Source organism: Vibrio sp. PID23_8 (genome assembly GCF_003584965.1).
Classification (GTDB): Bacteria; Pseudomonadota; Gammaproteobacteria; order Enterobacterales; family Vibrionaceae; genus Vibrio.
Genome location: NZ_LIXE01000026.1, coordinates 1 through 6542 on the forward strand (window position 1 = coordinate 1; position 6542 = coordinate 6542).

Annotated in this window: 6 protein-coding genes, 6 tRNA genes and 1 rRNA gene; 10 read left to right on the top strand and 3 right to left on the bottom strand. The window is 43.3% G+C overall.

Annotated elements, in window-relative coordinates:
- The 3 genes from rrf to AK966_RS19635 form a co-directional block, all read left to right on the top strand.
- Window positions 1-102, top strand: a 5S ribosomal RNA gene (rrf, locus tag AK966_RS19625); the annotation flags it as partial.
- Between the two features lie 65 nt (window positions 103-167).
- A tRNA-Asp gene (locus tag AK966_RS19630) sits at window positions 168-244 on the top strand.
- 60 nt (window positions 245-304) lie between these two features.
- A tRNA-Trp gene (locus AK966_RS19635) sits at window positions 305-381 on the top strand.
- Window positions 382-813: 432 nt separating this feature from the next.
- Here AK966_RS19635 and pssA read toward each other — a convergent pair.
- Window positions 814-2154 (bottom strand): CDP-diacylglycerol--serine O-phosphatidyltransferase, encoded by a 1341-nt coding sequence (pssA, locus tag AK966_RS19640; RefSeq protein WP_099081223.1) that lies wholly within the window; start codon window positions 2152-2154, stop codon window positions 814-816.
- 71 nt (window positions 2155-2225) lie between these two features.
- The gene (locus tag AK966_RS19645) at window positions 2226-2657 is read right to left on the bottom strand and encodes a GNAT family N-acetyltransferase (protein ID WP_099081228.1); all 432 of its coding nucleotides are present in this window, start codon (window positions 2655-2657) and stop codon (window positions 2226-2228) included.
- A gap of 101 nt (window positions 2658-2758) precedes the next feature.
- Between AK966_RS19645 and murB the strand changes: the two genes are divergently transcribed.
- Entirely contained in the window at window positions 2759-3802 is a 1044-nt protein-coding gene (murB, locus tag AK966_RS19650) for a UDP-N-acetylmuramate dehydrogenase (RefSeq protein ID WP_099081224.1), read from the top strand.
- On the top strand, window positions 3799-4764 hold the full coding sequence (gene birA, locus AK966_RS19655) for a bifunctional biotin--[acetyl-CoA-carboxylase] ligase/biotin operon repressor BirA (protein ID WP_099081225.1): 966 nt from the start codon (window positions 3799-3801) through the stop codon (window positions 4762-4764). The genes murB and birA overlap by 4 nt, the downstream gene beginning before the upstream one ends.
- Before the next feature lie 8 nt (window positions 4765-4772).
- Here birA and coaA read toward each other — a convergent pair whose 3' ends face one another.
- Window positions 4773-5696 carry a type I pantothenate kinase gene (coaA, locus tag AK966_RS19660; RefSeq protein ID WP_099081226.1) on the bottom strand — a complete coding sequence of 308 codons (924 nt, stop codon included), beginning with the start codon at window positions 5694-5696 and terminating at the stop codon, window positions 4773-4775.
- Window positions 5697-5902: 206 nt separating this feature from the next.
- Between coaA and AK966_RS19670 the strand changes: the two genes are divergently transcribed.
- The 5 genes from AK966_RS19670 to AK966_RS19690 all read left to right on the top strand — a co-directional run.
- Window positions 5903-5978 (top strand) — tRNA-Thr (locus AK966_RS19670).
- A 49-nt stretch (window positions 5979-6027) separates the two neighbouring features.
- Window positions 6028-6112, top strand: a tRNA-Tyr gene (locus AK966_RS19675).
- 34 nt (window positions 6113-6146) lie between these two features.
- Window positions 6147-6221, top strand: a tRNA-Gly gene (locus AK966_RS19680).
- 13 nt (window positions 6222-6234) lie between these two features.
- Window positions 6235-6310: transfer RNA gene (locus tag AK966_RS19685), tRNA-Thr, on the top strand.
- Between the two features lie 103 nt (window positions 6311-6413).
- On the top strand, window positions 6414-6542 hold a 129-nt coding region (locus AK966_RS19690), incomplete at its 3' end, for a GTP-binding protein (protein WP_232525442.1).

Below are 6542 nucleotides of genomic sequence, written 5' to 3' on the forward strand. Positions count from 1 at the left end.
ATTTTGGACCCACCTGATTTCCATGCCGAACTCAGAAGTGAAACGAAATAGCGCCGATGGTAGTGTGGGGCTTCCCCATGTGAGAGTAGGACATCGCCAGGCTTTTAATTTAAGGTACTTGTTCTGAACGACAAGTATCGGATAAAACAAAAGTTTTATCTCCGTGTGGAGCGGTAGTTCAGTTGGTTAGAATACCGGCCTGTCACGCCGGGGGTCGCGGGTTCGAGTCCCGTCCGCTCCGCCATTTATTCAGACAGCCTTGCTTTTAGCAAGGTTTTGTCAAATCTACAGTTTGTAGATTTACAGGGGTGTAGCTCCAATTGGCAGAGCAGCGGATTCCAAATCCGCGTGTTGGGAGTTCGAATCTCTCCACCCCTGCCATATTTAAAGCCTCAGCAGAAATGCTGAGGCTTTTTTACATCTGTTGTTTTTCAATGTGATTATTGCGAGAGCTAGGCATCTCGTTGTGCAAAAACTCACTCGGCTCTCTGGAATGCCAGGCCACTCTTGCCATTTTCAAGGCTCTAGCAGAAATGCTGGAGCCTTTTTCGTTCATGCTACTTTTTAAACTGATGTTGGTGATGGAACGCCAGTTCAGTCGAATAAACAGTTGAACCTACCCTAGTTATCGTCAAATCTTATGGCTGTTTGTCATTCTTTACTAGGTTCAACGTGATAGTCACTTGAGATGCCGAAGTAATATTCTCAAGGTATTTTATTACCCTCTCAGAATGAATTTGTACAAAACCCTTGTTAAGAAGGCACAAAATAAAAAAGCCCAACAGAAGTTGGGCTTTGAATAAATAATGTGAACTATAGAATGCGTTTCAGTACACCATCTGCTTTTATTCGCGTAACTTTTCGAACTAACTTTTGTACACTGTGAGGGTAGTCTTCAATTTTCTCTAACTGTTTGTAAGTACAGATGAGCTGAGTGTGTTCGAGAATGTTGGCAACTTCTTGTTCAAACTTATCCGTTAGTTTTGCATAGATGTCTTGTACTAATAGGCCATTTTCCAAATCTAATGACCACGCTCTAGGGTTTAAATTATTACCTGTGAGCAGCATGTAGCGCTTATCAACCCAGATACCTTTTAAGTGGAAGCTGTTATTATCGTGCTTCCATAAGTGGATAGATAGCTTACGAGCGGCGATGTTGGCTTCGTTTGCTTTTGCGAAGCGGCGTAAGTTGACTTCATATAAATACGGTAGGCCACCAATGGTTTTGAACTCTTCCTCTGGAGATATATAGAAGTCGTTCGCTGTCTTATCTCCGACCACGATCGTGACTTTTACGCCTCGTTTCATTGCACGTTTTACTTCGCGATTAATGGCTTTTGGGAAATTAAAGTAAGGTGTGCAGATGAAAATTTCGTTTTGTGCCGTAGCAAGTAGCTTAACAATTTGTTGATTGAGTAAATTACGACGTTTGCCTAAGCCCACAAGAGGGGTGACTTTTACTTCCTCTTCAGAAATATTTTCAGAAGTAAACTCGTAGCTTGCTCGTGCAAGAGAAGAGCGGAATTGGCGGATAGCCGTTTTGATCTCTTTTGTTTCTGGTTTGTCGTTATCGGCCAGATTATTGACTGCTGGGTGGGCAATCATTTCATCTTGGACGAACTTAACCATTGAATCTGCAAGTGTTGCATGTTGGATCACGTGGTAGCGGTCGAAGCGGTAGCGATCATTATATTGCAGGTATACATTGTTCAGGCTTGCACCGCTGTAGATTACGGTATCGTCGACAATGAAGCCCTTCAGGTGTAGAACACCAAAGACTTCTCTTCCGCGCACAGGAATGCCGTATACAGGAATAGGATGCTGATATTTTTTGGCGAATGCTTTATAGAGTGCAGAGTTTCCTTCTGATGACTCTGCACCAATCAAACCACGCTGAGCTCGGTGCCAATCTACACAGATATTGATGTCCAACTGAGGATTACGCTGTTTTGCTTCATAAAGCGCGGTGAAAATTTCACGTCCAGCATCATCATCTTCCAGATATAGAGCGACTAGGTAGATTCGTGACGTTGCTTTGCTGATTGCATCGAGAAGACGAGTTCTGAAAGTTTCTGCTGCATGCAGAACTTCAAAGTCTTCAGGCTTAACAGCAAGACTTGGCAACTGTTCGAATGGATTCCTACTTACTATCATATCGGTGTGAGTACCTTAATTAAGTGCAATATTGCGAACCTGCTATTTTATCAAAGATATGATTTCTCTGGCTACAAAACCGTACCCTTTGAAGGGGAAGATGCCATGAATTGCATCGGAATGAGATCTTTACCGCTATCCACATAGCGAGAAAAGGCTATTTTCAATGAGTTTGGTAGAGTATTGCCGGAAATGCTTTTAAATCCATACTGTGAGTAATAGTTTTCTAAATGTTGAAATGCAAAGCAGTAATCGCCATGACGGAAAATATTTTCTTCGCAATAGCTTAAGAGAGCCTTTCCAACCCCAGTCCCTCTTGCCTCTGGAATAACCAGCATGCCCGTCAATAGCCGAGAGGTATCGACACTTTTCATTCGCAGTAAAGCGAGGATATTACTATCTACGCTAGCGGTAACGATTAATTCATCACGCTTTGCTCGTCCAGCGGGATAATGAGCCTTATACAGCCGTTTAATGAGAGGCAATTTGATAGGATTTAACACTTCTATGATTAATGAGTTTGGTATTGTCACTGCGGCTCAAAGATAACTATTGTAGAATGTTCACAGTTTACGGGAATCTCATCTGGCGTTGCAAACTCACTATGCAAATAAAGAAACATGCGAGCCTTAAGGCTTATCACACATTTGGTATCGAACAAACCTGCTCCTATTTAGCGATTGTTGATTCGATCGAAGACGTTATCCAATTACTTAAAGATGAGTCCTTGAAAGGTCTACCTAAACTCTTCTTAGGTAAAGGCAGTAATATGCTGTTCACGGAGCACTACGATGGTGTGGTCATCATTAACCGATTGAAGGGCAAATCCATAACCGAAACAGCAGAACATTATCTCCTTCACATCGAAGGGGGGGAAGATTGGCCTGAATTGGTGGCATGGAGTGTAGAGCAAGGAATGGGAGGAATAGAAAACCTCGCCTTGATCCCTGGATGTGCAGGTTCAGCACCAATCCAAAATATCGGCGCATATGGTCTAGAACTGCAAGATGTCTGTGAATATGTGGATGTGCTAGACCTTACCACGTTTGAGATTAAACGAATGACGGCGGATGAGTGTGAATTTGGCTATCGCGATTCGATATTCAAGCACGCTTTGTATGAAAAGTGCTTTATTGCTGCTATTGGACTCAAGTTAGCGAAAGCGTGGAAACCAATTAATCAATATGGCCCACTGCAGAGTATTGCGGAAGATCAACTCAGTCCCTTATCGATCTTTGAACGAGTTTGCCAAGTTCGCATGGAGAAATTACCCGATCCAGCGAAAGTAGGGAATGCGGGGAGTTTCTTTAAAAATCCAGTGATCTCGCAAGATCATTATGATCGACTGGTTGCAGAGCATAGCAATATGGTGGCTTACCCGGCACCAATCGGGATGAAAGTGGCAGCTGGCTGGCTTATCGATCAGTGTGGGTTGAAAGGTGTGTCTGTAAACGGTGCCCAGGTTAATCCACTTCAAGCGTTAGTTTTGACTAATGTCGATAACTGCAGCGCCAGTGATGTTGTGTCATTAGCATCGTTAGTGAAAAAGGCGGTCTGGGATAAGTATCAGATAGAGCTTGAGCACGAAGTGCGCTTTATGGATCGGTTCGGCGAGACCAACCTTGCTAAAATTGAGGCTGCACAATGAGAAGCGAACACTCTACCAAACTTCATATTTTAAAAACGCTTAGTGATGGTGAGTTCCACTCTGGTGAGGCGCTCGGGCAAAGTTTGGGGATTTCTAGAGCGGCGATCGCCAAGCATGTTAAAGGTTTAAATGACTGGGGCGTTGATCTTTATCGTATTCAAGGCCGGGGTTACCAACTTGTTCAGCCTCTTCAATTGTTAAATGAAGGTAAGTTGATAGAGAGCATTACGACACCAGTCGAGCTCATTTCGGTGATTGACTCTACTAATCAGTATTTGCTTGAACGTGTTAATGAATCTGAAAAAGGCCGTGTATGTTTGGCTGAGTATCAAGCAAGAGGAAGAGGGCGACGTGGACGTCAGTGGATATCGCCTTTTGGTACCAATTTGTATTTGTCGATGTATTGGCGTTTAGATGCTGGAATGGCCGCTGCAATGGGCTTGAGCTTAGTTGTTGGTATTGCGACAGTAGAAGCCATTGAAAGTATAGGCATTCAGGGTGTAAAACTTAAATGGCCTAATGATATTTACTACCATGATAAAAAACTGGCAGGCATTCTGGTCGAGATGTCCGGACAAGCAGGAGGTGCTGCGCATCTAGTGATAGGTATGGGCCTCAATATTGGTATGCCAGAACGACAGCCTGGAATTGACCAACCTTGGACAACCTTAAATCAAGTCAGTGGTGGCTTAGTGATTGACCGAACTCAGTTGGCGATTAAATTTATAGAGCACTGGAAGAGAGCGCTAGAGGAATATGAAATGACTGGGCTAACGGGTTTTGTTGTACGTTGGAATCGTCTTGATAATTTCTTAGGCCGTTCTGTGAAGTTACTGATGGGTCCTCGAGAAATTTATGGTGTCGTACAGGGTATTGATCATCAAGGAGGCGTGGTTCTCGAAACCGAAAACGGATTGGAGACCTACATTGGTGGTGAGATCTCCTTGAGAAAGAGTGACTGATCGCAGAGCTATTTTCGTAGAGAAACCTTGTCTACTAAGTGATTCTCTCCTTTATGTAAGATTAAATGGGCTCTTTCTCGGGTAGGAAGAATGTTATGTTCTAAGTTGAGCCCATTAATGTCTTGCCATATTTGCTTTGCTTTATTCTGCGCTTCTTCAACTGATAGTTGTGTGTAGTGGCTGAAGTAAGACCCTGGTTTAGTGAAGGCACCTCTACGGAACTTTAAAAACCTTTCGACATACCATTGCTCTATAATCTCACTGTCCGCATCAACATAGATAGAGAAATCCAAAAAGTCAGAAACAAAAACGCGATGCGGATCATGTGGATAGTCCATACCACTTTGCAGTACGTTTAGCCCTTCAATGATCAGTACATCTGGTCTATCTACACATTTTAACTTTTCCGTAATATCGTAGGTAATATGAGAGTAGACAGGGACTTCTAAATTGGGTTTACCTGCCTTCACATCAGATACAAACTCGACCAATCGCTTAATATCGTAAGATTCTGGGAAGCCCTTACGGTGCATAATACCCTTTTCTTCAAGCACGCGCTTAGGGTACAAGAAGCCATCAGTTGTGACCAATGCGACTTTAGGATGATTCTCCCAGCGAGATAGGAGGGCTTCTAGAATACGAGCGGTTGTGCTTTTTCCAACCGCGACACTGCCAGCAATGCCGATAACAAAAGGTGGAGCGTGTTCTTCTGTATTGAGAAATTGTTGCAGCACAGAGTTGCGACTTTGGCGTGCTTGTACATACAAATTCAGTAGGCGAGACAAAGGAAGATAGATTTCTACCGCTTCCTCCATTGTGAGGTTTTCATTTATGCCTTGAAGTGCGATCAAGTCATCTTCAGAAAGTGTCATTGGGACAGAGTTTCGCAGCTCTGCCCATTCAGCACGGTCGAATGACAAAAATGGACTCATGGGTCTCGTTTATCCTTGGTTTAATTGAGAGCAAAAACATACATCAAGCGTCGTTTAAAGCAAACGACAAAGCTCTAAAGTTTGTGGTAAAAAATAATGATTGTGTAAATTTTCAACAAATGAGTTCAAAAGAACGATATTTACGTTTTTTTTTAAATTTCCTATTGCAACATAGAAAATCATTCAATAGAATGCGCACCACTTATGCCGACTTAGCTCAGTAGGTAGAGCAACTGACTTGTAATCAGTAGGTCACCAGTTCGATTCCGGTAGTCGGCACCATTCTCTCCTGTATCTATGAAATGTTGTAGTGAGAATGGATTGAAATTTTGGAGGGGTTCCCGAGTGGCCAAAGGGAGCAGACTGTAAATCTGCCGGCACTGCCTTCGATGGTTCGAATCCGTCCCCCTCCACCATATTCTTTAGGAAATAGCTCTCAGAGTTACGTGTGCGGGCATCGTATAATGGCTATTACCTCAGCCTTCCAAGCTGATGATGCGGGTTCGATTCCCGCTGCCCGCTCCAATCAAATTTGAGTGCTGATATAGCTCAGGTGGTAGAGCGCATCCTTGGTAAGGATGAGGTCGGCAGTTCGAGTCTGCCTATCAGCACCAGCTCTCAAGTTATTTCCTTTTGATATAAGATTTACCAATTATCTTTTTTGGTTGCGTGGTCATTTTTTGGGGCCACCTAAATCCGTACCTAGAGGGACTACTCATGTCTAAAGAAAAATTTGAACGTGTAAAACCGCACGTAAACGTTGGTACTATCGGCCACGTTGACCACGGTAAAACAACTCTAACTGCAGCTATCTGTACTACACTTGCAAAAGTATACGGCGGTGCT

Bases quoted from the DNA above. Each gene is read 5' to 3' on its own strand.
- pssA (WP_099081223.1), bottom strand. From the start codon at position 2,154: ATGATAGTAAGTAGGAATCCATTCGAACAGTTGCCAAGTCTTGCTGTT.
- murB (WP_099081224.1), top strand. From the start codon at position 2,759: ATGCAAATAAAGAAACATGCGAGCCTTAAGGCTTATCACACATTTGGT.
- birA (WP_099081225.1), top strand. From the start codon at position 3,799: ATGAGAAGCGAACACTCTACCAAACTTCATATTTTAAAAACGCTTAGT.
- coaA (WP_099081226.1), bottom strand. From the start codon at position 5,696: ATGAGTCCATTTTTGTCATTCGACCGTGCTGAATGGGCAGAGCTGCGA.